Below are 23,474 nucleotides of genomic sequence, written 5' to 3'. Positions count from 1 at the left end.
GCCGAAGCGGGCCGAAATCCACTCTTCCCGCGCAGGACATTTGCACGATCGCTGCGGACGTTTTAACCCGCCGCGATGCTTGCAGGCCTGATTTTCGCCGTCGAAGACGCCACCGACCGCCCCGGAACGCTCGCCGCCACGCTGCCCTTCGGCGGCATGACCCTGCTCGAATATCAGGTGCGGCTGCTCCACGCGGCCGGCGCCGACCGCGTGCTCGTCGCGGTGGCCAAGATGACGCCGCTGCTGATGACCTCGGTCCAGCGGGCGATGCGGCCGGGGCTGCACGTCGAGATCGTCCAGTCCGCCGAGGAAGCCGCCGAGCTGATCCCGGCGCAGGCGCATGTCATCGTCCTCGCCGAGGGGCTCGTCACCAGCGAGCCGGTGATCGCGCGGATGGCGGCCGAAGGCGGCGAGGCGCTGCTCGTCACCGCAGATGCCGCGTCATCCTCGGCGATCGAGCGGCTCGACAAGCAGGTCTGCTGGGCCGGCGTCGCGCGCGTGACCGGCGAGCACCTCGTCGAGATCGCGCATATGCCGGCGGACTATGACTTCCAGTCGGCGCTGCTCCGCGTCGCGGTGCAGGCGCACGCCGCGCATGTGATGCTGAGCCAGGCGTGGGAGCGCAGCGGCCACCTCGTCGTGCTCGATGCCGCGACATTGGCCGAGCGCGGCGCGACGGTGCTGGCGGCGCTCACCGAGCGGCGGCCGAACTGGGCCGACCGCTGGATCTTCACGCCGCTCGCTCGGCGCGCGCTGCCCGAGCTGACGCGCCGCGGCGTGCCATCGAGCGCGATCGTGCTCGGCGGGGGCGTCTTCGCGCTCGTTGCGCTCGGGCTGATCGCCTGGGGCTGGGAAGGGACGGGGCTCACCGTCACGCTCCTCTCGGTCGCGCTGTTCGGCGTCGGCGCGGCGATGGCTGCGGTGATGGGCGAGACCAAGCGCGCGCACCTGCTCGAGGCGATCGTCACGGCGCTGTTCGGCGCGGCGGCGCTCAGCACCGGGGTGAGCGAGGAGCTGCGCACCGGCAGCGCGACGCCGCTGGTGCTCGCGCTCGCCGCGGTCGCCTGCCAGGTCGTCGCCGAGCGCTCGCCGGTGCCGCATCGCCGCTGGTGGGCGAGCGGGGCGGCGCATCTGCTGGTTCTTGCACCCTTTGCGCTTGCCGGACAGGCAGTTATCGGCCTCGCGATTTCCGCCCTGTACGCGTTCGCAACGAACGCCGCGGCGGTTGAGGCGAGCCGCGAAAAAGCTTAGTCTCGTCTTAAGGACATTTCCTTTAGTCGAGGTCCATGTCGGACAATCCCGTCGACATGCGCGATGGTGCCACCATCGGCGCCAAGAGGCTGCTTGCCCGAGCGGCGGCGGCTGATTCGCGCGCGCACGCAGCGCTTAAGGTCGCGGTCGACGACTTCTTCCTCCCCGAGGACCGGCGGCTCGACGAGCGCACCCGCTCGGCGCTGGGCGTCCTGCTGCGCGGGCTGGTCGAGACGGTGGAGGCCGAGGTGCGCGAGCATGGCGCCCGCCTGCTAGGCGCGCGCGGCGAGGGCGGGCTGGCGACCGCGCTGGCGCAGGGCGACGCGAGCGTGATGGCGCGACTCGCGGGCTCGGGTCTGCTGCGCGATCCCGAGCTGATGGCCGAGCTGATCGCGCGCGTGCGCCAGGAACTGATCGGCAATGCCCTGCCGATGTCCGCGCCCGACGATCCCGAGCGGCCGAGCCTGATCAACCGATTCGTCCAGCACCCCGATCGCGTCGTCGCGGCGAGCGCAATGGCGGTCCTGTTCGTCGAAAGCCGTCGCCGCGGAGGTCCCGAATCGGGACAGCTGGCACAGACCGAGCTGCCGTCCGAGCTCCATCACCGGCTCGTCTGGTGGGTCGCTGCGGCGCTTCGGGAACGCGTGGCGGACGAAGCCGAGGACGCCGTCGACGCGCTCGACCGTGCGCTTTCCGACGCCGCCCAGCGCAGCCTCACCGCCTATGACGAGGGAGACCGGCTCGAGGCCGCGGCGATGCGCTTCGCCGCCGCGATCGACGCCCAGCCCGGCGAGCTTCCCGGGCTGCTCGTCGAATCGCTGGGGGACCGCCGCATCGTGGTGTTCACCGCGCTGCTCGCGCATGCGATGGGCGTCAGCCATGCGCTCGCTCGCGACATCGTGCTCGATCCCGAGGCCGACCGGCTGTGGCTGGCGTGCCGCGCGCTCGAGCTCAGCCGCGATACCATCGCCAAGATCGGCTATGCGCTGTGCGAAGCCGACCCGCGGCGCGACCTCGAGAGCTTCGCCGACGCGCTCGACGCCATCGCTTCGATCGCGCCGGGCGAGGCGCGGACGGCGCTGGCACCGATGAAGCTCCATCCCGATTATCGCGCGGCGGTGATCGCGCTCGGCCGGGGAGGCGCGTCGTGAACGCGATCGATCCCGCGATGCCGATCGCGCACGGCTTCATCGATTCGGACGGCCGGCTGCTCGACGCCGAGCCGCGCCTCGCCGAGCTCAACGCGCGGGCCGGGGGCACCAATGGCGGGCCGCTCGCGGTGCCGCAGATCGCGACCCTCGCGCGGCTCGCGCACCGGCTGGGGATCGGCATCTCGCGTAACGTGATCGCGGCGGACGGCGAGGAGGACCTCGAGCTCTGGGTCCGCGCCGAACCCCAGGACGGCGGCGTGCGGCTCGAAGTGAGCGGCTGGCGCGTGCGGCCGGGCTGGCGCGCGGCGGCGGCCGAGCCCGAGCGCGACGGCGACTTCTTCCGATCGGCGGCGGACTTCCTCTGGGAGACCGACGCTTCGCTGCGCATCACCTTCCTCTCGATCGAGGCCGGCGCGCGCTACGGCTTCGACAGTTCGGCGATGCTCGGCCAGCCGCTGACCCGGCTGTTCGCGCTGAGCGAGGACGAGAGCGGCAATTTGCCGATCCTGAGCGCGGTGGCGGCGCAGGCCCGGTTCGACGGGCAGAAGGCCGAACTGCGCGGCACCGGACGCTCGGTGCGGCTGGACGCGAGCCCACGCACCGATCCGGGCGGGCGCTTCGCGGGCTTCGTCGGCGCGGCACACATGCTCGACGCGGCACCGGCGCCCAAGCACGACGTGCTCGAGTCCAATGATACGACGATCGAGTTCGGCGGGTTCCCCGACAGCTTCAGCCAGCGGCTCGACCGCGCGCTGCGGGGCCCGCTCGGCAAGATCATCGCCAACGCGGACTCGATCAGCGCCCAGACCGAAGGGCCGATCCGCACCGACTATGCCGAATATGCGAGCGACATCGCCAACGCCGGGCGCCATCTGCTCGGGCTGGTCGACGACCTCGTCGACCTCCAGGCGATCGAGCGCGAGGATTTCTCGACGACAGCGGAGGAGATCGACCTCGCCGATGTCGCGCGGCGCGCGGCCGGGCTGCTCGCGGTGCGCGCGGCGCAGGCGCAGGTGCGCATCGACAAGCCCGCGGCGAACGAGACGCTGCCCGTCACCGGCGAGTTCCGCCGCTGTCTCCAGGTGCTGGTCAACCTGATCGGCAATGCGGTGCGCTATTCGCCGGGCGGCGGCCAGGTGTGGATCCGGCTCGAGCGCGACGGCGACATGGGCTGCGTGATCGTCGCCGACCAGGGCAAGGGCATCGCGATCGAGGACCAGGAGCGGATCTTCGAGAAGTTCGGACGCGTCGATCCGAGCGAGCCCGGCGGGAGCGGGCTGGGGCTCTACATCGCCCGCCGGCTCGCGCGCGCGATGGGCGGCGACATCACGGTGGACAGCGCGCCGGGCATGGGCGCGCGCTTCGTGTTCCTGCTGCCGTACCGCGACCCGATGCGAGGCAGCGCCTTCGGGGTTTGAGCACCCCCGGTTTTCCTCGTCATCCCGGCGAAAGCCGGGATGACGGCTGATGGTTCGATCCGAACGAATGCGGGAGCGCCCGTTCCGACGAACGGGCGCCCTTCGCTTCAGCGGTGGCAGACTTTGACGCGATGGTGATGGCGATAGACCACGCGGCATTTCACATGATGATGCCGGCGGCTGTCGCGGCTGTTCCAGCCGTGGCGGTCATGGCGATCGTGGCGGTCGTAGCCGCGGCCATGCTGCGGCGCGGGCTGCGCGCTGGCGGCGGTCGAAGCGGTGAGCGCGGCAAGCGCGAGGCCGGCAGCGGCGGCCATGCGGGTCAGCTTCATGGGTTTCTCTCCTCTGTCGTGGCCGGGACGATTCCCCGGTGAGGAGAAGGCTAGGTCGCGCAGGCATTCGCGATGCTGAATCACATCGTAAGCTGCCGTACAGGATCGTTACGCAGCGAAATTCCGCCGCAATCTGGCGAGACTAGGGCGCAACTTCCTACTGGAGTGCTCCGCCGATGCCCGTCCCTTTCGCCGCGCTGCTGCTGCTTGCTTCGCCCGCCGCGGAGGAGGATCTGGTGTTCGTCAGCCCGATGGGCGAGGTCTTCCACGGCGACAAGGCGTCCCCGCCCGATCTCAAATGGTTCGCCGAGGCCGATGGCAACCACGACGGGCGGCTCTCGCAGGCCGAGATGATCGCCGATGCCGACCGGTTCTTCGCGACGCTCGACCGCGACGGCAACGGCGAGATCGGCCCCGAGGAACTGCGCCATTACGAGATGATATTGCACGTCGAGACCGGGGGCGGCGGACCGGCCGGTCCGATGCGCCGCGCACTCGATCCGACGGTGGACGGCCCCGACAGCATGGCCGATGGCCCGCCGGGGCCGATGCGCTATCGCGGCATCGCGGGCGCGGCGCGCTTCAATTATTTCCAGCTTCCCGAGCCGGTGATCGCCGCCGACCTGAACCTCGACCGCGGCGTCTCGCGCGACGAGTTCGAGCGCGCGGCGATGCAGCGTTTCCAGGCTCTGGACAGCAACAGCGACGGGCGGGTGGACGCGAAGGAACTGCCGGACTCGCCGGCGCGCAAGGTGAAGCGGATGGCGCCGACGCCGCGCCCTTGATCGTCGGCCACTTAGGAACTCGGGCGTGTCCTCATCTGCGCCGTTTGGAGAGATTGCGAGGAGGATGCCGTTCCTCTGAACCGTCATCCCGGCGAAGGCCGGGACCCAGGGCCACGAGCGACGTTCTTTGCTGCCCTGGGTCCCGGCTTTCGCCGGGATGACAGCTGAAGGCTGGGCAAGGCCCGCCTGACGAGCTCAGCCTTCGCCGTCGCCCTTGCGGCGCTTGTCGGGGACCAGCCGCACCCCCGCGACGAGGATCGCGCTCAGCCCGGCGATGATCGCGCCGCGGAGCACCCAGTCGCGATTGTTCACCATGAAGCTCGTCTTGGGATAGGGCAGCACGCCCAGCCCCTGGAGCGCGAACAGCACGCCGAAGATGAAGCCGAGAATGCCGATGATGATGAGGATCTTCTGGCGCATCGCTGCCCTCCCTAGGCGTCGCACCTAGCCTCAATAGCGCCCGCGGCCCGGCGGCTCAACGCCTGCCGGGCGCGGTTTCAACTCCTCAGCGCTGGTCGATCGCCACGTAATCGCGCTGGGTCGGGCCGGTGTAGAGCTGGCGCGGGCGGCCGATCTTCTGGTCGGGGTCCGAGATCATCTCGTTCCACTGCGCCACCCAGCCGACGGTGCGCGCGAGCGCGAACAGCGCGGTGAACATCGTGGTCGGGAAGCCGATCGCAGAGAGGATCACGCCCGAATAGAAGTCGACGTTCGGGAACAGCTTCTTCTCGACGAAATAATCGTCCTTGAGCGCCATTTCCTCGAGCTGGAGCGCCACGTCGAATACCGGATCGCTGACCTTCAGCGCGGCGAACACTTCGCGCACCGTCTTCTGCATCACCGTCGCGCGCGGATCGTAGTTCTTGTAAACGCGGTGGCCGAAGCCCATCAGGCGGAACGGATCGTTCTTGTCCTTGGCGCGCGCGATATACTCGGGGATGCGCTCGGGGCGGCCGATCTCGCGAAGCATGTTGAGCGCGGCCTCGTTCGCGCCGCCGTGTGCCGGGCCCCAGAGGCAGGCGATGCCCGCCGCGATGCACGCGAAGGGGTTCGCGCCCGACGAGCCGGCGAGCCGCACGGTCGAGGTCGAGGCGTTCTGCTCATGGTCGGCATGGAGGATGAAGATGCGGTCGAGCGCCTTCTCCACCACCGGGTTCACGATGTACTCCTCGGCGGGCACGCCGAAGGTCATGCGCAGGAAGTTGCCCGTGTAGCTGAGCTCGTTCTTCGGATAGAGGAACGGCTGGCCGACGCTGTACTTGTACGCCATCGCCGCGATCGTCGGCATCTTGGCGATGAGCCGGTGGCTCGCGACCATCCGCTGGTACGGATCGGTGATGTCGGTCGAATCATGGTAGAAGGCCGAGAGCGCGCCGACCACGCCGCACATCACCGCCATCGGGTGCGCGTCGCGGCGGAAGCCGCGGTAGAAGGTCGCGAGCTGCTCGTGCAGCATCGTGTGGCGCGTGATCGTCCAGACGAACTTGTCGAGTTCGTCCTTCGACGGCAGCTCGCCGTTCAAGAGGAGGTAGCTGACCTCCATGAAGCTCGATTCCTCGGCGAGCTGGCCGATCGGATAGCCGCGGTGGAGGAGGACCCCCTCGTCGCCGTCGATATAGGTCAGGCCCGACTCGCACGACGCGGTCGAGGTGAAGCCGGGATCGTAGGTGAACTGGCCCGTTCGCCCGTAGAGCTTTCGGATATCGATGACGTCTGGCCCAACGCTGCCGGAGAGAATGGCATAATCCTGATCCCCGATCTTGATGCTGGGCGTGTCGGTCATCCTGTCGTTCCTTGTCTCAGGCCCCTGCGACTGGGGCGGTAATTTGGTCGGCGATGCGGCCGAGGCTTTCTTCGCGCCCCAGGAGAACCAGGACGTCAAAAATCCCCGGCGAGGTCCGGCGTCCGGTGAGCGCCGCCCGGAGCGGTTGCGCGACTGCACCAAGCTTCACCCCCGCATCGTCCGCGACGGCCCGTACCGCCGCTTCGAGCGCCTCCGTATCCCAGGCTTCGGCGGCGTCAAGCGCCGCGTGAAGTCGGGCCAGAAGCCCCCGCGCGTCGCCCTCTAGCAGAGCTTGTGCGCCGTCGTCCAATTCCAGTGGGCGAGTGCGAAAAAGGAACATCGCACCATCGGCCAATTCGAGGAGATTGGCGGCTCTCGGCTTCAGTGCGGCCATGCTGCGGCGCAGAAGATCGCGCTGCGAGTCGCTGGTTTCGAAACCCAGCCGCGCGGCGACCAGATCGGCCAGACGGGCATCGTCCGACTCGCGGATATAATGGCCGTTGAGGTTCTCGAGCTTCTTCAGATCGAACCGGCTTGGTGATTTGCCCACACCGGCGAGGTCGAACCATTCGATCGCCTGCTCGCGGCTGATGATCTCGTCGTCGCCGTGGCCCCAGCCGAGGCGGAGGAGATAGTTGGACACCGCCTCGGGCAGCAGCCCCAGCTCGTCGCGATAGGCATCGACGCCGAGCGCGCCGTGGCGCTTCGAGAGCTTGGCGCCGTCCGCGCCGTGGATCAGCGGGATATGGGCGTATTCGGGCTCGGCCCAGCCCATCGCGCGATAGATGGGGAGCTGGCGGAAGGCGTTGTTGAGATGGTCGTCGCCGCGGATGACGTGCGTCACGCCCATGTCGTTGTCGTCGACCACCACCGCGAGCATATAGGTCGGCGTGCCGTCCGAGCGGAGCAGCACGAGATCGTCGATCTCGGCGTTCTGCACGGTGACTTCGCCCTGGACCTGGTCGCGGATCGTCGTCGCGCCTTCGGTCGGCGCCTTGAGGCGGATGACGTGCGGCGTATCGGGATCGTTATGGGTCTTGTCGCGCCAGGGCGAGCGGATGCGCAGCGGCTTCTTCGCCGCCTCGGCCTCGGCGCGCATGCTCGCGAGCTCGTCCTGGGTCAGGTAGCAGCGATAGGCGGCGCCCTTCGCGACCATTTCATGCGCGACTTCGGCATGCCGTGCGGCGCGAGCGAACTGATAGACCTCGTCGCCGTCCCAATCGAGCCCGAGCCAGCGCATCCCGTCGAGAATCGCGTCGATCGCCGGCTGGGTCGAGCGTGCGCGATCGGTATCCTCGATGCGCAGCAGGAACTTGCCGCCGTGGTGGCGGGCATAGAGGAGGTTGAACAGCGCGGTGCGCGCGCCGCCGATGTGCAGATACCCCGTCGGCGAAGGGGCGAAGCGCGTGACGACAGGCTTGCTGCCGGTATCCGATGTTGCGCTCAACCGCGCATGCTCCCAGTGTTCGTGTTCGATGGCCAGCTCAGCCGCCGAGGCCCCTAGCACGGGGATTTCCGCCCTTCAAATGGGGCTGGCGAAGCATTTCCACCAGGGGCGAGGGGCGCTGGAAATCTGGCTCGAAGACGAGCGCGAGCAGTTGGTGCTGTGGTTGCCGGTGGCGCTCGGGGCAGGGGTTGCCGCCTGGTTCCTGTTGCCGGGGCGCGAGGCGTGGACTGCGTTCCTCGTCGGCACGGGTGCGCTGGCGCCGCTGGCGGTGGCGGTGACGCAGGGCGGACGCGCCGGACGGGCGGTGCTGGTCGGCGCGCTGGCGGCGATGCTCGGGTGCGCGCTGGTGTGGTGGCGGGCTGAGTCGGTGGCGGCACCGGTGCTGGCGCGGCCAGTGGTCGCGGCGTTTGCAGGGCGCGTCGAGCGCGTCGAGCCGTTGCCGGCGCGCGGGCTGGTGCGGCTGACGCTGGCGCCGCTGGGCGCGAGCGGACTGCCGCCGCGCGTGCGGGTGAACCTCGAGGCGGAGGATGCGCCGGCGGGGCTGGCGCGCGGTGCGATGGTGAAGCTGCGCGCGCGGCTGATGCCACCGCCCGAAGCGTCGGTGCCCGGCGCCTATGACTTCGCGCGCGTCGCCTGGTTCGCCGGGATCGGCGCGACAGGGCGGGGGTTCGCGCCGGTCGAGCTCATCGCGCCCGGCGACGTGCCCGGGGCCGACCTTCGCGCCGGCCTCTCGCGGCACATCGAGGCGCAGGTGCCGGGGAGCGCGGGCGGGATCGCGAGCGCGCTCGCCACCGGCGACCAGGGCGCGATCGCACTCGAAGACCAGGAAGCGATGCAGCGCTCGGGGCTCGCCCACCTGCTCTCGGTGAGCGGGCTGCACGTCAGCGCGGTGACCGCGGCGGCGATGCTGATCGTGCTGCGGCTGCTCGCGCTGAGCCCATGGCTGGCGCTGCGCTGGCGGCTGCCGCTGGTCGCGGCAGGGGCGGGCGCGGCGGCGGCGATCGGCTATACGCTGCTTACCGGCGCGGAGGTGCCGACGATCCGAAGCTGCGTCGCCGCGCTGATGGTGCTGCTCGCGCTGAGCCTGGGACGCGAGGCGATCACGCTGCGGCTGGTCTGTGCGGGGGCGTGCTTCGTGCTGCTGCTCTGGCCCGAGGCGCTGGCCGGGCCGAGCTTCCAGCTGAGCTTCGCCGCAGTGACCGCGATCGTCGCGCTCCACGAGAACCCCCGCGTGCGCGGCTGGTTCGAGCGGCGCGACGAGGGGCGCGGGCGGCGGCTGCTGCGCGAGCTGGGCTCGCTGCTGCTCACCGGCGTGGTGGTCGAGGCGGCGCTGATGCCGATCGCGCTCTACCATTTCCACCAGTCGGGGCTCTACGGCGCGCTTGCCAACATCGTCGCGATCCCGCTGACCACCTTCGTGATCATGCCGCTCGAAGCGCTGGCGCTGCTGCTCGACCTCGGCGGGATCGGGGCACCGGTCTGGTGGCTGGCCGAGCGGGCTCTCGACCTGCTGCTGTGGATCGCGCATGCGACGGCTTCGGCACCGGGGTCGGTCGCGTCGCTGCCGGGGATGCCGGGCGGCGCCTATGCGCTGGTCGTCGCGGGGTTGCTGTGGCTCGCGCTGTGGCGGAGCCGGGTGCGGCTGGCAGGGGCGGTGCCGCTGGTGCTGGGGCTGGGCTGGGCGCTGCTCACCCCCGCACCCGACCTGCTCGTGACCGGCGATGGACGGCACATGGCGGTGCGCGTCGAGGGCGGGCGGATGGCGCTGCTCCGCGACCGCGCGGGCGATTATGTTCGCGACATGCTCGGCGAGAATGGCGGGGTCGACGACGCGCTGGTCGCGCTCGCCGAGCAGCCGGACGCGCGGTGCAGTCCGGACCTATGCCTGGTCGATGTCGCTTCGGGGGCGCGGCACTGGAGGGTGGCCGCGACGCGGAGCAGCTATGCGCTGCCCTGGGCGGCGTTTACCGAGCTTTGCCGCTCGGTCGACATCCTGGTGAGCGACCGGCGACTGCCCGCGGGCTGCGCGCCCCGCTGGCTGAAGCTCGACCGGCGCGCGCTCGCGGCGAGCGGCGGCGTGGCGATCAGCTTCGCCGATGCCCGCGTGCGGACGGTCCGGTGGCCGGGCGATCGCCATCCCTGGCTTGACCCGCCGCGCGTGATGCCGCCAGTTGCGCGAAACTGAGTTCGGGAGAGATTATGCGCGCGTTGGCACTTGCTGCTTTGCTGCTGACCGGTGCTGCGGCGCCTTCCGCGCAGACCACCGACTGGGCGCAGGCGGTGGCCGAATGGACCAAGCCGATGGCACCGTTCCACATCGCGGGGAACGTCTACTACGTCGGCACCGCGGGCATCTCGGCCTATCTGGTCACCGGCCCCAAGGGGCACATCCTGATCGACGGCGCGTTGCCGCAGAGCGCCGACGTCATCGCCGCGCACATCACCCAGCTCGGCTTCAAGCTCAGCGACGTGAAGATCCTCCTGATCAACCACGCGCATTTCGACCATGCCGGGGGGCTGGCGAAGCTCAAGGCGCTCACCGGCGCGCAGCTGCTCGCGAGCGCGAGCGACACATCCGACCTGGAGGCGGGCTTCACCAGCGGCCGGCCCGAGCTGCTGAAGTTCCCGCCGGTGAAGGTCGATCGCGTGATCGGCGAGGGCGAGCACATCCGGCTCGGCACGACCGACCTCGTCACGCGGCTCACCCCCGGCCACACGCGCGGCTGCACGAGCTGGACGACGCGCGTGACCGAAGGCGGGCGCAAGCTCGCGGTGCTGTTCGCCTGCAGCCTCACGGTCGCGGGCGAGAAACTGGTGGGCAAGCAGAGCTATCCGGGCGTCGACCGCGATTTTCCTGCGACCTTCGCCAAGCTCAGGACGCTCAAGGCCGATATCTTCCTCAACTTCCATCCCGCGGCGTTCGACATGGAGACCAAGCGAGCGAAGCTGCTTGCCGGCGATCGCTTCGCCTTCGTCGACGCGCGTGAGCTCAGGCGCCGGGTCGACGAGGCCGAAGATAACTTCAAGCGCGAGCTCGCCGCGCAGATGCCCAAGCCGTGAGCGAGACCGGCCGCGAAAACCGGGGCTCCCCAGGGTTCGAGCGAGTACCGCCGCACGCGCGCTTTCGCGATTTCCTCGATCCAGCGGAACATGCCCGGCTCCGCGACTGGGCCTTCGGACGCGAGGCCGAATTCGAGCCCTCGGTGGTCGACGCGGGCCAGCTCAGACCCGAAATCCGCCATTCGTATACGCTGGGCCAGCGTAAGCTGCGCGAATGGCACGGCCTGCTGAGCGACCGGATCATGGGCCGGCTCGGCGATCTTTGCGCTGCCGTCGGCGTCGAACGCTTTGCGGTCGCAAGGATCGAGACGCAGCTGCTCACTTATGGCGACGGCGCCTATTATCGCCAGCATATCGACAGCCGGTTCGGCAAGGACATCGAGAGCCTGCGAGTGCTCAGCGCAGTCTATTATTTCCATGCCGAGCCCAAGGCCTATCTCGGCGGCGAACTGCGCCTCCACGCGCTCGCACCCGGCATCGGGCGATATATCGACCTCACGCCCGAGCAGAATATGCTGCTGGTCTTCCCTTCATGGGCCCCGCACGAGGTCCTCCCCGTCCAGTGCCCGTCGGGCCGCTTCATCGACTCCCGCTTCGCCGTGAACTGCTGGGTCCGCAGCGCGCCACGGGCAGCTGCCGCAGGCCCGCTCGGCGCTCCTCAGTAGCGGCGGAGCAGACCGGCCAGCTTGCCCTGCACGCGCACCTGTTCGGGACGGTAGCGCTGCGGATCGTAGCTGCGGTTCGCCGGATCGAGCCGGACCATCGCGCCTTCGCGGCGGAAGAACTTCAGCGTCGCCTCGGCCTCGTCGATCAGCGCGACGATGATCTCGCCGTCGCGTGCGGTATCGGTGCGGCGGATCAGCGCATAGTCGCCGTCGAGGATGCCCGCCTCGACCATCGAGTCACCGGCGACCTCGAGCGCATAATGTTCGCCCGCGCCGAGCAGCGCCGCCGGCACCGGCAGCATCGTCGCGCCTTCGAGCGCCTCGATCGGCGTGCCCGCGGCGATGCGGCCGTGGAGCGGGATCTCGATCACGTCGTTGGCGGGCTGGGGCAGCGAACGGGCGGCGTCGGCCGCGGGCGCCGCAGCCGAAGATTGCGAAGGTTGTCCAGGCGCGACCCCACCGCGCTCGGGCATCTTGACCACTTCGAGCGCGCGCGCGCGATTGGCGAGGCGACGCAGGAACCCGCGCTCCTCGAGCGCGCTGATCAGCCGGTGCACGCCCGACTTGGACTTGAGGTCGAGCGCCTCCTTCATCTCCTCGAACGATGGCGAAACGCCGGTCTCATTCAAGCGATCGGCGATGAAGCAGATCAGCTCATGCTGCTTGCGGGTAAGCATGCTCGGCCCTCTTCGTAGGAACAGACGAGGAACGTTTATGCAATGTTCCGCGGGCCGTCAAGAGTCGCCTGCGTAAAGGTCGAGGACCTGCACCGAGTCGCCCATCCCGGCGGCCGGGGCATGGGGTTCGCGCCGGATCAGGCAGGTCGCGCGCGCGAGCGTGCGGAGCATCGAGCTGTCCTGGATCGTCGAGGCGAAGGCGGCGCCCTGGCGGAGCTCGGCGCGGAGATAATCCAGCCGCGGGCCGTTGGCGGGAAGCGGCTCGCCAAGCGGCACCGAGCGGGTGCGAGGGAAGGGATCGGCGGCGCCTGAGAGGTGCGCGACGAGCGGGCGGACGAAGAGCAAGGTGGTAACGAACGCCGAGACGGGGTTGCCGGGGAGGCCGAGCACCACGGTCGACCCCAGCGTGCCGGCCATGACCGGCTTGCCGGGACGCAGCGCGACCTTCCAGAAATCGATCGCCGCACCGACCTGTTCGAGCGCGGGGCGGACGAGGTCGTGGTCGCCGACCGAAGCGCCGCCGGTGGTGACGAGCAGGTCGGCGTCCACCGAGGCGAAGGCCTGGGCGAGCATGTCCTGGCGATCGGGGAGGATGCCCAGGTCGAGGATCTCGACGGGCAGGTCGGCGAGCTGGGCGCGGAGCATCAGCCGGTTGGTCTCGGGAATGCGGCCGGGCTCGATCGGCGCGCCGGGCGCGAGGAGTTCGTCGCCGGTCGCGGCGATCGCGACGCGGACGCGACGGCGGACCGGCAGCGTCGCATGGCCGGCGAGCGCGGCGACGGCGAGGCGCGGCGGGGTGATGCGGTCACCGGTCGCGAGGAGCCTGTCGCCCTCGGCGAAGTCGAGCCCGCGGCGGCGGACGTTGCGGCCGCGCGCGGGCGGGCCTTCGCCGGCGAGGGTGAGCGCGTCGCCATCGCGCGCCGCCTCCTCTTGGACGAGGACGCTGTCCGCGCCCGGGGGCAGCGCGGCGCCGGTGAAGATGCGCACCGCCTCGCGCGCGCCGATCGACCCGGCGAAGGGGCGGCCGGCGGCGCTCTCGCCGATCATGCGCCACGGGCCGGGCAGGTCGGCGAAGGCGATGGCATAGCCGTCCATCGCCGACAGGTCCTGCTCGGGCTGGGTGCGCCGCGCGGCGACGTCGGCCGCAGCCCAGCGGCCCGCGGCCTCGGCGAGCGGCGCCTGCTCGATCGCGAGCGGCGCAGCGAGCGCAAGGAGCCGGGCCTGGGCCTCGGCGAGCGGGAGGAGGGGCTGCATCGGCGCCGAGCTTTGGCGCGGGCGGGGTGGGGAGGCAAGTTCCGCGCGCGGAGCCGGGCGGGCTCAGCCCCCGCGCGCCGCCATGCGGGCGGGGAGGAGGCGGTCGATGTCGTGCTTGCGCAGCGGCACGCGGAACTCGGCGAGGTAGTGATGGCCCTCGACCTCGACGACGTTCGCCGGCCAGCCCGGAAAGCCCGGCAGCCACAGCCACAGCGGCGTGCCCCTGGCGATCGGCGTCACGCAGTCGAACTCGACGAGATGCGCGGTGAGGTGGCGCACCTCGACGTTCCACCAGCGCGTGCCCTCGCGGACGCGCGCGGCGGCGCTGAGGCGGATGACCTGCTTCTCCGAGCCGAAGCTGAAGCGCGGCGCATCGTCGACCGCGCGCATCCGCCCGCCGCGCCCGCCGTTGCTGCGCGCCGCGATGCGGAGCCAGGGCATCAGCGTCTGCCAGGCGATCTCGGCATCGAACTGGATGCCCGCCTTGCCGGCCTGCGCCCATTTGACCGTGCCCGAGAGCGTGCTGAGCCCGTCGAAGGCAACCTGGACCTGGTCGCCCTCCTCGAGCTTCAGGCTGGTCTCGAGCCCGACGCCGGCCTGCGACAAGTCGCGCGTGCGGGCGAATTCGAACTCGCCGCCGCGGCGCACGCCGACGACCTGCTGAAGCTCGACGCGGGGCACGCGCCGCCGCTCGGCGGGGAGGATGGCGAGGTTGCGCGCAAGCGTCGCGACGATGTCGATCGGCTCGGCGAAGAGGAACCCAGCATCGTCCTCGACCACCCAGCTGATCGTGCCGGGGATCGACTGGCCATTGGGCAGCTCGAGCTCGAAGGCGGCGTCGACCTCGACCGTCTCGTCGACGCGAAGCAGCGCGCCCTTGGCGCTCAGCCGGCGGACCTGGCAGGCGATGCGCTGGCCGTCGGCGGCGAGCCAGCCGGCGTCGAGGGCTTCAGATTCGGGGTCGAGACCGGCCGGAAGCGCCGTTGGGGAATCCGCGCACAGGGAAAAAATCGTCGTAGACGCAATCCCTTCGCGCATTTCCAACATCCACCCGGTTTCCCGGGACCGAATGTCGGCCCGGGCATTGAAGAAAGCGTTAAGCGCGGGGCCAGGAGTTGTCCCTGAGGTGGGTTTGATCCAGATCAGGGCCGGCTCGCGCTTACCGGGAACAACGCGCGGAGGGTCAATCGCGATCCGGGGCGCCGAGCGGGAAGAAGCGGCGGTAGGAGCGCGCCTCGTCGACCGCGCGGGCGAAGGAGGGGCGGGCGAGCAGCCGCGCGCGATAGGCCTTGAGGTGGGCAAGCGCCTCGGGGATCGGATGCGCCCAGTCGGCATAGAAGAGCGCGGGCGCCGCGGCGCAGTCGGCGAGGCCGAAATCGCCGGCCACCCAGTCGCGGCCGGCCATGCGCTCGTCGAGCCAGGCATAGCTTGCGTCGAGCAGCCGGCGCGCCTCGGCGACGCCATAGCCGTCGCGATTCTCCGTGGGACGGAGCGCGTCGCCGACGATCTTCTGCATCGGGGTCATGACGTAATTGTCGAAGACGCGATCGAGCATCCGCACCTCGATCGCGTCGTCGGCGTCCGCGGGGATCATCGTCGCCGGGCCGGGATGATGGGCCTGGAGATGCTCGATGATCGCGGTCGCCTCCATGATCGTCCGTCCGTCGTCGACCAGGATCGGGAAGCGGCGCACCGGCCAGCGCGAGCCGAATTCGGCGAGATTGTCCTGGCAGTCCGGGCTCAGCATCTTGAAGGCGAAATCGGTGCCGTTCTCATAGAGCGCGACCAGCACCTTCTGGCAGTAGGAGGAGAAGGGGTGGGCGTAGAGCGCGGGTTTCATGGGGCGATTTTGCGCCTGTGCGCGGCCGGGTGCAAGTCCCGCGGGCTGCGGCTTGCGTTGAGCTCCCGCGGATCATAAGGGGAACATCGTCGACCGCGAAGGGGAGAAGACGATGGTGACGCGCTGCGCCTGGGCCGAGGGCGATCCGCTGATGGAGGCCTATCACGACCGGGAATGGGGCGTGCCGGTGCGCGACTCGCGGCTGCTGTGGGAGATGCTGATGCTCGAGGGCTTCCAGGCGGGGCTCTCGTGGCGGACGATCCTGCACCGGCGCGAGGGATTCCGGCGCGCCTTCGCCGAGTTCGACCCGGTGAAGGTCGCGGCGTTCGACGAGACCGACGTCGCGCGGCTGATGGCCGATCCCGGCATCATCCGCGCGCGCTCGAAGATCGAGGCGACGATCGCGGCGGCCAACCTCTACGTCGAGATGGCGTGGAGCGGCGAGAGCTTCTCGGACTGGGTGTGGGGGCTGGCGGGCGGAGCGCCGGTGGTGAACGACGGGGTGCATGTGCCCGCGAGCACGCCGGTGTCCGAAGCGATCTCCAAGGCGCTCAAGGCGCGGGGGTTCAAGTTCGTCGGTCCGGTGATCGTCTATGCCTGGATGCAGGCGGTCGGGATGGTGAACGACCATGCGCCGGGGTGTTTTCGGCGGGGGGAGGTTTGACTTGATTCCCCTCCCTTCCAGGGAGGAGAGTAAGCGGTCAGCGCACCCAGCCCCCCGACTTGCCGCCGGTCTTCGACAGCAGCCGGATCTCGCCGATCTCCATCGCCTTATCGAGCGCCTTGGCCATGTCGTAGACGGTCAGCAGCGCGACGCTGACCGCGGTCATCGCTTCCATCTCGACGCCGGTCTTGCCTTCGGTGGCCGCCGTGGCGGTAGCGGTGACGCCGGTCTCGTCGGCCGCGAGGTCCACCGCGACGCGAGTGAGCGGCAGCGGGTGGCAGAGCGGGATCAGCTCGGCGGTCTTCTTCGCCGCCATGATCCCGGCGATGCGCGCGGCGGCAAGGACGTCGCCCTTCTTCGCGCTTCCTTCGCGGATCGCCTCTGCCGCTTCCGGTGACATGGTGATGCGGCCGCTCGCGACGGCCTCGCGCGCGGTCACCGGCTTGCCCGCGACGTCGACCATGCGCGCCGCGCCGGTCTCGTCGAGGTGGGTGAGCCCGCTCACCCCACCAGCGCCCGCGTCGCCGCCTCGACGTCGGCCTGGCGCATCAGCGCCTCGCCGATCAGGAAGCAGCGGATGTCGTGCTCGGCCATCGCGTCGAGGTCGACGCGAGTGGTTAAGCCGCTCTCGGCGACGAAGGTACAGTCCTTCGGCGCCGATGCGACCAGTTCGTAGGTGCGTTGAACATCGACTTCGAAGGTCTTGAGATTGCGGTTGTTCACGCCGATCAGCCGCGATTTGAGCTTGAGCGCGCGCTCAAGCTCGCGCGCGTCGTGCACCTCGACCAGCGCGTCCATCCCCAGCTCGACCGCCGAGGCTTCGATCTCGGCCATCTGGCCGTCGTCGAGCGCGGCGACGATGATCAGGATCGCATCTGCCCCGATCGACCGCGATTCGAGCACTTGCCATGGATCGACCATGAAGTCCTTGCGGATCACCGGCAGCTCGCAGGCGGCGCGCGCCGCGATCAGATAGTCCTCATGGCCCTGGAAATATTCATAGTCGGTGAGCACCGAGAGGCACGCCGCACCGCCGGCCTGATAGGCGCGGGCATGCGCGGGCGGATCGAAGTCGGCACGGATCAGGCCCTTCGACGGGCTCGCCTTCTTGATCTCGGCGATCAGGCCGTAGCCACCCGCGGCCGTGCGCGCGTCGAGCGCCGCCTTGAACCCGCGCGGCGGTGTTTGTCCAAGTGCGAGGCCATGCAGATCCATTACCGGTGTCGCGCGCCGGCGCGCCGCGACTTCGGCGCGCTTGGTCTCGAGGATGCGGTCGAGGATGGTGGTCATGCGAAGGCGATCCAGCAGTCCAGCAGCGCATTGGCAAGCCCGTTGTCGAGCATTTCTGCAGCTTCCTCGACGCCTTCGCGCAGGTCCGACACGCGGTCGGCGACGATCAGCGCGGCGGCGGCGTTGAGCAGCACGGCGTCGCGATAGGGGCCGGGCTCGCCCTGGAGCAGCTCGCGCAGCGCCCGCGCATTCTCCTGCGGACCGCCGCCTCTGATCGCGGCGAGCGGGTGGCGGGGCAGGCCGGCATCCTCGGGCGTGATCCGCGTCGGCAGCCGCGCGCTGCCGACATTGACCACCACGCTCGGCAGCTCGGTCGAGAGTTCGTCGAGCCCTTCCTCGCCCGAGACAACGGCGGCCGCCTCGGTGCCGAGCTGCTCGAGCGCCTCGGCATAGATCGGCGCATAATCGGGCCGGGCGATGCCGATAAGCTGGCGCGTGACGTGCGCGGGATTGGCGAGCGGTCCCATCAGGTTGAAGATCGTCCGCCGGCCGATGCGCTTGCGGATCGGGCCGATCCGGGCGAGCGCCGGGTGGTGCGCCTGGGCGAAGAGGAAGGCGATGCCGAGCTCGGCTAGGCTCTCCTCGGCGCGTGCGGCGGCCCGGTCGAGGTTCAAGCCCAGCGCCTCGAGCGTGTCGGCGGCGCCCGACTTGGAGCTCGCGGCGCGGTTGCCGTGCTTGGCGACGGGGACGCCGGCGGCCGCGACCACCAGCGACACCGCGGTCGAGACGTTGAGCGTATGGTGCCCGTCGCCGCCGGTGCCGCAGACGTCGATCGCGCCGGGCGGGGCGGTGACCGGGATCAGCCGTGCGCGCATCGCCCGCGCGGCTTCGGCGATCTCGACGCTCGTCTCGCCGCGGATGCTGAGGCCGATCAGGAAGGCTTCGATCGCCTCTTCGGTCGCGAGCCCGTCGAGGATGTCGGCGAACGCCTGCGCCGCGCTTTCGCGGGCGAGCGGCGTCGCGGGATCGGGAAGAAGGGCGAAGGTCGTCACGGCGCTTCTATCCCGAGCCACGACGCCCAAGTCGAGCAAATCCTTCTTTAGCCGGCGTAGGTGCCGTGGCCCTCGATCACCTTGCCGCCTTCGAAGCGAAGCACTTCGCTGACCTTGCCGCCCTTCTGGTTGGTATAGGCGATTACGATCGTGTCGACGCCCGTGAAGACGCGGTCCACGCTGAAACGGAGGTCGGGGATGCGCGCGAGACCTTGCGCCCAATAGGCGCGGATCGCGGGCTTGCCGGTGAGACGGCCGCCGCTCTCGGGCACGATCTGCGCGGCGAAGGGCGAGGTGAACACGGCGTGTTCGTGGAAGTGGCGCAGCACCGCTTCGAGGTCGCGCGCGTTCCAGGCGGCCGCCCATTCGGCGGCGAAGGCTTGGGGGTCGAGGTCCATCAGGCGATCAAGCCACTTCCTTCGCCTCGATCCCCGCGGCCTTGAGGAAGTTCGCCAGCATCGCATGGCCGTGCTCGGTGGCGATGCTCTCGGGGTGGAACTGGACGCCGTGGATCGGGAGCGAGGCGTGGCGGAAGCCCATGACGCTGCCGTCCCCGGCGTGCGCGTTGACCAGCAGCTCGGCGGGGATGTCCTCGACGATCAGCGAATGGTAGCGCGTCGCGGTGAAGGGCGAGGGCAGGCCTTCGAACAGGCCGGTGCCGTCGTGGTGCACAGGCGAGGTCTTGCCGTGCATGAGCCCGCCGCGCACCACCTTGCCGCCGAAATGCTGGCCGATCGCCTGGTGCCCCAGGCACACGCCGAGCAGCGGCTTGCCGAGATCGGCGCAGGCGGCGACGAGGTCGAGGCTGATCCCCGCTTCGTTGGGCGTGCACGGGCCGGGCGAGATCAGGAAGGCCTGGGCATTGCTGTTCACGGCGTCACGCGCGGTGAGCGCGTCGTTGCGCACCACCTGCACTTCGGCGCCCAGCTCCATGAGGTAATGGACGAGGTTCCAGGTGAAGCTGTCGTAATTGTCGAGGACGAGGATCATCCGCTTGCCTTAGCGAGGCCGCGGAACCAGGGGAAGCGGGCTTGGCTAGCGGCTATCCGCCGACTCTCGTTCCGTCCTGCGGCGCCAGAGGAACCGGCAGAGCTGGACCAGCTGAACCAGAATCACGAATGCCAATGCCGCCTGCCCGAACCCCTCGGGCAGCCCCCTCAGCAAGTCGAAGCGGAGCGACAGCCACAAGACGCCGAAGATCGCGATTCCACCGACCCAAAGTAAGATCGAATTTCTCAGATCTTCGCTCATCCTGTCGCTCCGATCGGCACTGCGCCCCACGCCTATTTTGTAGCGAGAAGCGCCGCAAGGTCGGCTTTCCAGAACTTCGCCCAGGTGTGCGTGCCATGGCCCTTGGTCTCGGCGCTGGCGGGGATGAGGATGAAGCGGGCGCGCGGCATGCGCTTCACTTCGCGTTCGGCGATGCCGAGCTCGGGCGGGTTGATGAAGTCGTCGGCCGAGTTGATCCACAGCATCGGCACCGTGATCCGGTCGAGCAGGGGCGACGGGTTGTAGGTCCGCGAGGCGTCGAACTGGTAGATCATGTCGTTGGCGTCGTCTGGCGCGGCGAGGCGGGCGCCCAGCGACCTGGCCAGTGTCGCCTCGGCCTGGGCGCGCGTCGGCGCATTGGCCTGGAGCGCGACCGGGTTGCCGCCGGCGAGGATCGAGAGGTCGAAGGCGGTGCGCAGCCCGGCGAGCGGCGGCGAGGCGTAGTTGCCGCCGTTCCACGCCGGGTCGGCCTCGATCGCGTCGATCAGCATCTTGCGCCACATCCGGTTGCGCCCGGCGATCTCGACGGGATTGCACGCGAAGGGCGCGAGCCGCTCGGCGAAGCCCGGGTGCGTCGTGCCCCAGACGAAGGCGTGCATGCAGCCCATCGAGGTGCCGAGGATCAGCTTGAGCCGGGTGACGCCCAGCCCCTCGACGAGCAGCCGGCGCTGCGCCTCGACCATGTCGGCATAGTCGTAATGCGGGAAGGCCATGCGCATGCCGTCGCTGGGCTTCGACGACTTGCCGTGGCCGATCCCGTCGGGGAGGATCACATAGGTGGTGCGGATGTCGAGCGGCGCGCCGGGGCCGTAGAGCTCGTCGGCGAACTGGGGCAGGAGGAATTGCGCGCCGGTGCCGCCGGTGCCGTGGAGGACCATCACGGCGTTGTCGATCCTGCCGCTGGCGTCGCGGTGCGGGGTGCCGAGCGTCCGATAATGGAGGCGCAGCGCGGGGAGCGTCTCGCCCGAGGCGAAGCGGAAGTCCTTCGCGACATAGTCGCCCTCGGTGACCGGCCAGTCCGCGGCGCGGGCGGGGAGGCTGAGCGCGAGCAGCGCGGCGAGAGCGAGGAGCAGGCGAGTCATGCGGGACAGGGTAATCTCCCGGCTGCGCCGATCAATCCCGCTGGAGCGCCACCACCATCGGCCCCACCGGCGGGCTCGCGTCCTCGCGCTCGGCGACGGGGTCCCACAGCCGCGAGACCTTGCCGTCGAAGAACAGCGCGTTCGGGCAGGCCAGCCGGTCGCGGAACAGCCGGGCGAAGCGGCCGAAGGAGACCGGCACGCCGCTGATCGCGAACCAGGCCGAGCCGTCCTTCGCCACGCCGACGCCGTTGCGCAGCTGGAGCGAGGTTCCGTTGTCCGCGATCTTCGGATGGATCTGCCCGCCAACCACCAGCATCGGCCCCGATTGGGTGGCGAAGCGAATGTGGCCCGGCTTCGCTGCGGCGAAGGCATCGGTGTCGGCGACGTGCCAGCCCTTGGCATCGCCCCAGAAGACGCCGTTGGGCTTCATGTGGAAATTGCCCGGCCCGTCGCGGCGGTTGAGCGGCACCTGCTCGGCACCGTCCTCGACATAATAGCCGATCGGCGCGCCGGCCTCGTCGAACATCCCCGCGTTCATCGCGAAGGCGACGCGGCTGGCGTCGGCGCCCAGCCGCTCGGGCAGGCGGTCGAAGCCGCGCATCGGCTTGCCGTCGGCGCCCTTGTCGACGAGCAGCAACGCGTGGACCTCGGGCCGCGCCTGGCAGACGGTGAAGCGATCGCCTTCGAAAATAATATCGCTGCACGCCGCGTCGACGCCGCCGCGCTGCTTCGCCGGACCGCAGGCGGCAAGCAGCAGGAGGAGAGCGAGGAACCAGGGCAAACGGCTGGGCATGCTGCCGACTTAGGCGCTCGCGCGCGGGTGGCAAGCCGAGGCGTGCCACGGCCCCGCCGCATTCGCCGGGCAACGCGGGGGGATACAGGGACTAAACTTGAGGGTTATGGTGGTGCCCACCGGCCCGTGCAAAGGACAAGTCATGATCACCACGCTGATGTTCGCCGCTCTCTTCGCTGCCGCGCCGGCTGGCCAGGGCCAGACCGCGCCTGCGCAGGACGGCCCGCCCAAGCGGATCCGCAGCGTGATGCTGGTCGGCGACGAGAAATGCCCGACCTCGACCGACCCGGACGAGATCGTGGTGTGCGCGACGATCGGCGATTCGCCGTATCGCATCCCCAAGCGCTTCCGCGACCAGCGCACCGACAAGCCCGACGGCGTCGCCTGGGGCCGCCGTGCCGAAGTGGTGGAGGAAGTCAACCGCGTCGGCATGCCGGGCAGCTGTTCGGTGGTCGGCAGCTACGGCCAGAGCGGCTGCACGCGCAATTTCATCCGGCAATGGGCGCAGGACAAGCTCGATCGTGAAGCGAAGAAGGCGCAGGAGACTGCGCCGGAGTGAGGGCCAGGACGCAAGAAGCCCGAGGTCAGCCCGCCCGCGCCATGCGGTCCGAATCCTCGTCCGCCAGCAGCGCAAGCACGTCGCGCGGGGCGATGGGGCGGCTGAACAGATAGCCCTGCACCGACGAGCAGCCGTGCCGCCGCAACTCGGCGAGCTGGTCGCTCTCCTCGACGCCTTCGGCGGTCGTCTCCATCCCGAGCGCGCCGGCGAGCCCGGTGATCGCGCGGAGCACCGCGGTCGCGCCCGGGCGCGTCAGCAGCTGGTGGATGAAGCTGCGGTCGATCTTGATCCGGTCGAACGGAAATTCCTGGAGGCATGTCAGGCTGGTCGGGCCGGTGCCGAAATCGTCGAGCGCGATGCGCACGCCGAGCGCCTGTAGCCGCTGCAACGCATTGCTTGCCTCCGGCCCTTCGGCAAGGGCCGCTTCGGTGACTTCGAGCTCGAGTCGTGATGGATCGAGCCGGCTCGCCGCGAGCGCCTGCAGCACCGTTTCGGCGAGCGCGGGATGGCGGACCTGCAGCGGCGAGACGTTCACCGCGACGCGGATATGCTCGGGCCAGGCCGCGGCATGCGCACAGGCTTCGCGAAGCGACCAGCCGCCGATCTCGACGATCAGCCCGCTCTCCTCGGCGATCGGCAGGAAATCTGCCGGGCTGACGATTCCCCGCGTCGGATGGCGCCAGCGCAGCAGCGCCTCGAACGAGCCGATCCGGCTGGTCGAGAGGTCGAACAGCGGCTGGAAGTGGAGCTCGAACTGGCCGCCCGCGATCGCGGCGCGCAGGTCTGCCTCGAGCACGCGGCGCGCCTGCGCCCCGCGAGCGAGCGATGCGACGTCGAGCGGCATCGCGCTCCGCGCGGATCCGGCGCCGGCGAGCCCCGCCTGGAAGATCAGCGCCTCGCGCTCGGCGAGGGCGGCTGCCATGGCGTTGAACCGCTCGGCGAAACGCGCTGCGGCGCCGCGGCCTCCGATGCTGAGCTCGGCGGCTTCGCCCCGGGCCAGCCGGATAGCTGCCTCGCCGAACCGGTCGAGGTCGCGTGCCGCCGCGCGGAGGCGCTGCCATAGGGCGCCGAGCAGGAGCAGAACCGCAGCAAGGGAAACGAACGCAACCATCGGCGGCAGCTTAGCGCGGGTCCGTTAAGCAACCCCTTCGTGGACCACGGA

General features: G+C 70.0%; 26 protein-coding genes. 9 read left to right on the top strand and 17 right to left on the bottom strand.

Annotated features, from left to right (window positions below; all coding sequences use genetic code 11):
* Window positions 1-75 precede the first annotated feature (75 nt).
* Genes J7495_RS07935 through J7495_RS07925 form a run of 3 tightly spaced genes read left to right on the top strand, consistent with a single transcriptional unit; the run spans window position 76 to window position 3,820 of the window.
* Window positions 76-1,251: a hypothetical protein gene (locus tag J7495_RS07935; RefSeq protein ID WP_294055940.1), complete on the top strand. Its 1,176-nt coding sequence runs from the start codon at window positions 76-78 to the stop codon at window positions 1,249-1,251.
* A gap of 56 nt (window positions 1,252-1,307) precedes the next feature.
* Window positions 1,308-2,402, top strand: coding sequence for a DUF2336 domain-containing protein (locus J7495_RS07930; protein WP_294055939.1), 1,095 nt, complete (start codon window positions 1,308-1,310; stop codon window positions 2,400-2,402).
* Window positions 2,399-3,820 (top strand): ATP-binding protein, encoded by a 1,422-nt coding sequence (locus tag J7495_RS07925; protein ID WP_294055938.1) that lies wholly within the window; start codon window positions 2,399-2,401, stop codon window positions 3,818-3,820. The genes J7495_RS07930 and J7495_RS07925 overlap by 4 nt, the downstream gene beginning before the upstream one ends.
* Window positions 3,821-3,927: 107 nt before the next feature.
* Here the strand turns inward: J7495_RS07925 and J7495_RS07920 are convergent, their stop codons facing one another.
* Window positions 3,928-4,152: a hypothetical protein gene (locus tag J7495_RS07920; RefSeq protein WP_294055937.1), complete on the bottom strand. Its 225-nt coding sequence runs from the start codon at window positions 4,150-4,152 to the stop codon at window positions 3,928-3,930.
* A 176-nt stretch (window positions 4,153-4,328) separates the two neighbouring features.
* On the opposite strand from J7495_RS07920, the gene J7495_RS07915 reads away from it, so the two are divergent.
* Entirely contained in the window at window positions 4,329-4,937 is a 609-nt protein-coding gene (locus J7495_RS07915; RefSeq protein ID WP_294055936.1) for a hypothetical protein, read from the top strand.
* Between the two features lie 195 nt (window positions 4,938-5,132).
* Here the strand turns inward: J7495_RS07915 and J7495_RS07910 are convergent, their stop codons facing one another.
* The 3 genes from J7495_RS07910 to gltX form a co-directional block, all read right to left on the bottom strand.
* Window positions 5,133-5,357 carry a hypothetical protein gene (locus J7495_RS07910; RefSeq protein ID WP_294055935.1) on the bottom strand — a complete coding sequence of 75 codons (225 nt, stop codon included), beginning with the start codon at window positions 5,355-5,357 and terminating at the stop codon, window positions 5,133-5,135.
* 85 nt (window positions 5,358-5,442) lie between these two features.
* The gene (locus tag J7495_RS07905; RefSeq protein ID WP_294055934.1) at window positions 5,443-6,720 is read right to left on the bottom strand and encodes a citrate synthase; all 1,278 of its coding nucleotides are present in this window, start codon (window positions 6,718-6,720) and stop codon (window positions 5,443-5,445) included.
* Between the two features lie 16 nt (window positions 6,721-6,736).
* Window positions 6,737-8,167, bottom strand: a complete 1,431-nt coding sequence (gene gltX / locus J7495_RS07900; RefSeq protein ID WP_294055933.1) for a glutamate--tRNA ligase — start codon at window positions 8,165-8,167, stop codon at window positions 6,737-6,739.
* A gap of 79 nt (window positions 8,168-8,246) precedes the next feature.
* Between gltX and J7495_RS07895 the strand changes: the two genes are divergently transcribed.
* From J7495_RS07895 to J7495_RS07885, 3 genes are read left to right on the top strand one after another with little or no spacing between them, the layout of a single operon-like run.
* Window positions 8,247-10,352 (top strand): ComEC/Rec2 family competence protein, encoded by a 2,106-nt coding sequence (locus J7495_RS07895; RefSeq protein WP_294055932.1) that lies wholly within the window; start codon window positions 8,247-8,249, stop codon window positions 10,350-10,352.
* A 14-nt stretch (window positions 10,353-10,366) separates the two neighbouring features.
* The gene (gene bla, locus J7495_RS07890) at window positions 10,367-11,227 is read left to right on the top strand and encodes a subclass B3 metallo-beta-lactamase (protein WP_294055931.1); all 861 of its coding nucleotides are present in this window, start codon (window positions 10,367-10,369) and stop codon (window positions 11,225-11,227) included.
* A complete protein-coding gene (locus J7495_RS07885; RefSeq protein ID WP_294055930.1) occupies window positions 11,224-11,892 on the top strand; it encodes a 2OG-Fe(II) oxygenase in 669 nt (222 codons plus the stop codon). Before bla ends, J7495_RS07885 begins: the two co-directional genes overlap by 4 nt.
* Here J7495_RS07885 and lexA read toward each other — a convergent pair.
* The 4 genes from lexA to J7495_RS07865 form a co-directional block, all read right to left on the bottom strand.
* On the bottom strand, window positions 11,886-12,569 hold the full coding sequence (gene lexA, locus J7495_RS07880; protein ID WP_294055929.1) for a transcriptional repressor LexA: 684 nt from the start codon (window positions 12,567-12,569) through the stop codon (window positions 11,886-11,888). The two genes, J7495_RS07885 and lexA, sit on opposite strands and share 7 nt — an antisense overlap.
* A 57-nt stretch (window positions 12,570-12,626) precedes the next feature.
* Window positions 12,627-13,823 (bottom strand): molybdopterin molybdotransferase MoeA, encoded by a 1,197-nt coding sequence (locus J7495_RS07875; RefSeq protein ID WP_294055928.1) that lies wholly within the window; start codon window positions 13,821-13,823, stop codon window positions 12,627-12,629.
* A gap of 63 nt (window positions 13,824-13,886) precedes the next feature.
* Entirely contained in the window at window positions 13,887-14,861 is a 975-nt protein-coding gene (locus tag J7495_RS07870; protein ID WP_294055927.1) for a PilZ domain-containing protein, read from the bottom strand.
* A 145-nt stretch (window positions 14,862-15,006) separates the two neighbouring features.
* Entirely contained in the window at window positions 15,007-15,663 is a 657-nt protein-coding gene (locus J7495_RS07865) for a glutathione S-transferase family protein (protein ID WP_294055926.1), read from the bottom strand.
* A 112-nt stretch (window positions 15,664-15,775) separates the two neighbouring features.
* Between J7495_RS07865 and J7495_RS07860 the strand changes: the two genes are divergently transcribed.
* Complete coding sequence (locus J7495_RS07860) at window positions 15,776-16,327, top strand: DNA-3-methyladenine glycosylase I (RefSeq protein ID WP_294055925.1); 552 nt, start codon at window positions 15,776-15,778, stop codon at window positions 16,325-16,327.
* A 37-nt stretch (window positions 16,328-16,364) separates the two neighbouring features.
* Here the strand turns inward: J7495_RS07860 and moaC are convergent, their stop codons facing one another.
* From moaC to J7495_RS07820, 8 genes are read right to left on the bottom strand one after another with little or no spacing between them, the layout of a single operon-like run.
* The gene (moaC, locus tag J7495_RS07855) at window positions 16,365-16,832 is read right to left on the bottom strand and encodes a cyclic pyranopterin monophosphate synthase MoaC (RefSeq protein ID WP_294055924.1); all 468 of its coding nucleotides are present in this window, start codon (window positions 16,830-16,832) and stop codon (window positions 16,365-16,367) included.
* Complete coding sequence (gene trpC / locus J7495_RS07850) at window positions 16,829-17,617, bottom strand: indole-3-glycerol phosphate synthase TrpC (RefSeq protein ID WP_294055923.1); 789 nt, start codon at window positions 17,615-17,617, stop codon at window positions 16,829-16,831. The genes moaC and trpC overlap by 4 nt, the downstream gene beginning before the upstream one ends.
* A complete protein-coding gene (gene trpD, locus J7495_RS07845; protein WP_294055922.1) occupies window positions 17,614-18,609 on the bottom strand; it encodes an anthranilate phosphoribosyltransferase in 996 nt (331 codons plus the stop codon). Before trpD ends, trpC begins: the two co-directional genes overlap by 4 nt.
* 47 nt (window positions 18,610-18,656) lie before the next feature.
* Window positions 18,657-19,007 carry a nuclear transport factor 2 family protein gene (locus J7495_RS07840; RefSeq protein WP_294055921.1) on the bottom strand — a complete coding sequence of 117 codons (351 nt, stop codon included), beginning with the start codon at window positions 19,005-19,007 and terminating at the stop codon, window positions 18,657-18,659.
* A gap of 7 nt (window positions 19,008-19,014) precedes the next feature.
* Complete coding sequence (locus J7495_RS07835) at window positions 19,015-19,599, bottom strand: aminodeoxychorismate/anthranilate synthase component II (RefSeq protein WP_294055920.1); 585 nt, start codon at window positions 19,597-19,599, stop codon at window positions 19,015-19,017.
* Window positions 19,600-19,644: 45 nt separating this feature from the next.
* Complete coding sequence (locus J7495_RS07830) at window positions 19,645-19,860, bottom strand: hypothetical protein (RefSeq protein ID WP_294055919.1); 216 nt, start codon at window positions 19,858-19,860, stop codon at window positions 19,645-19,647.
* A gap of 32 nt (window positions 19,861-19,892) precedes the next feature.
* On the bottom strand, window positions 19,893-20,960 hold the full coding sequence (locus tag J7495_RS07825; RefSeq protein ID WP_294055918.1) for an alpha/beta fold hydrolase: 1,068 nt from the start codon (window positions 20,958-20,960) through the stop codon (window positions 19,893-19,895).
* 31 nt (window positions 20,961-20,991) lie between these two features.
* Window positions 20,992-21,753, bottom strand: coding sequence for a phosphodiester glycosidase family protein (locus J7495_RS07820; RefSeq protein ID WP_294055917.1), 762 nt, complete (start codon window positions 21,751-21,753; stop codon window positions 20,992-20,994).
* Window positions 21,754-21,895: 142 nt separating this feature from the next.
* On the opposite strand from J7495_RS07820, the gene J7495_RS07815 reads away from it, so the two are divergent.
* Window positions 21,896-22,312 carry a hypothetical protein gene (locus tag J7495_RS07815; protein ID WP_294055916.1) on the top strand — a complete coding sequence of 139 codons (417 nt, stop codon included), beginning with the start codon at window positions 21,896-21,898 and terminating at the stop codon, window positions 22,310-22,312.
* A gap of 25 nt (window positions 22,313-22,337) precedes the next feature.
* Here J7495_RS07815 and J7495_RS07810 read toward each other — a convergent pair whose 3' ends face one another.
* Entirely contained in the window at window positions 22,338-23,423 is a 1,086-nt protein-coding gene (locus J7495_RS07810; protein WP_294055915.1) for an EAL domain-containing protein, read from the bottom strand.
* Between the last annotated feature and the right edge of the window lie 51 nt (window positions 23,424-23,474).

This window comes from Sphingomonas sp. (assembly GCF_017745215.1).
In the GTDB taxonomy this organism is placed as follows: domain Bacteria; phylum Pseudomonadota; class Alphaproteobacteria; order Sphingomonadales; family Sphingomonadaceae; genus Sphingomonas.
This window is presented reverse-complemented; position numbering and strand designations above follow the sequence as displayed.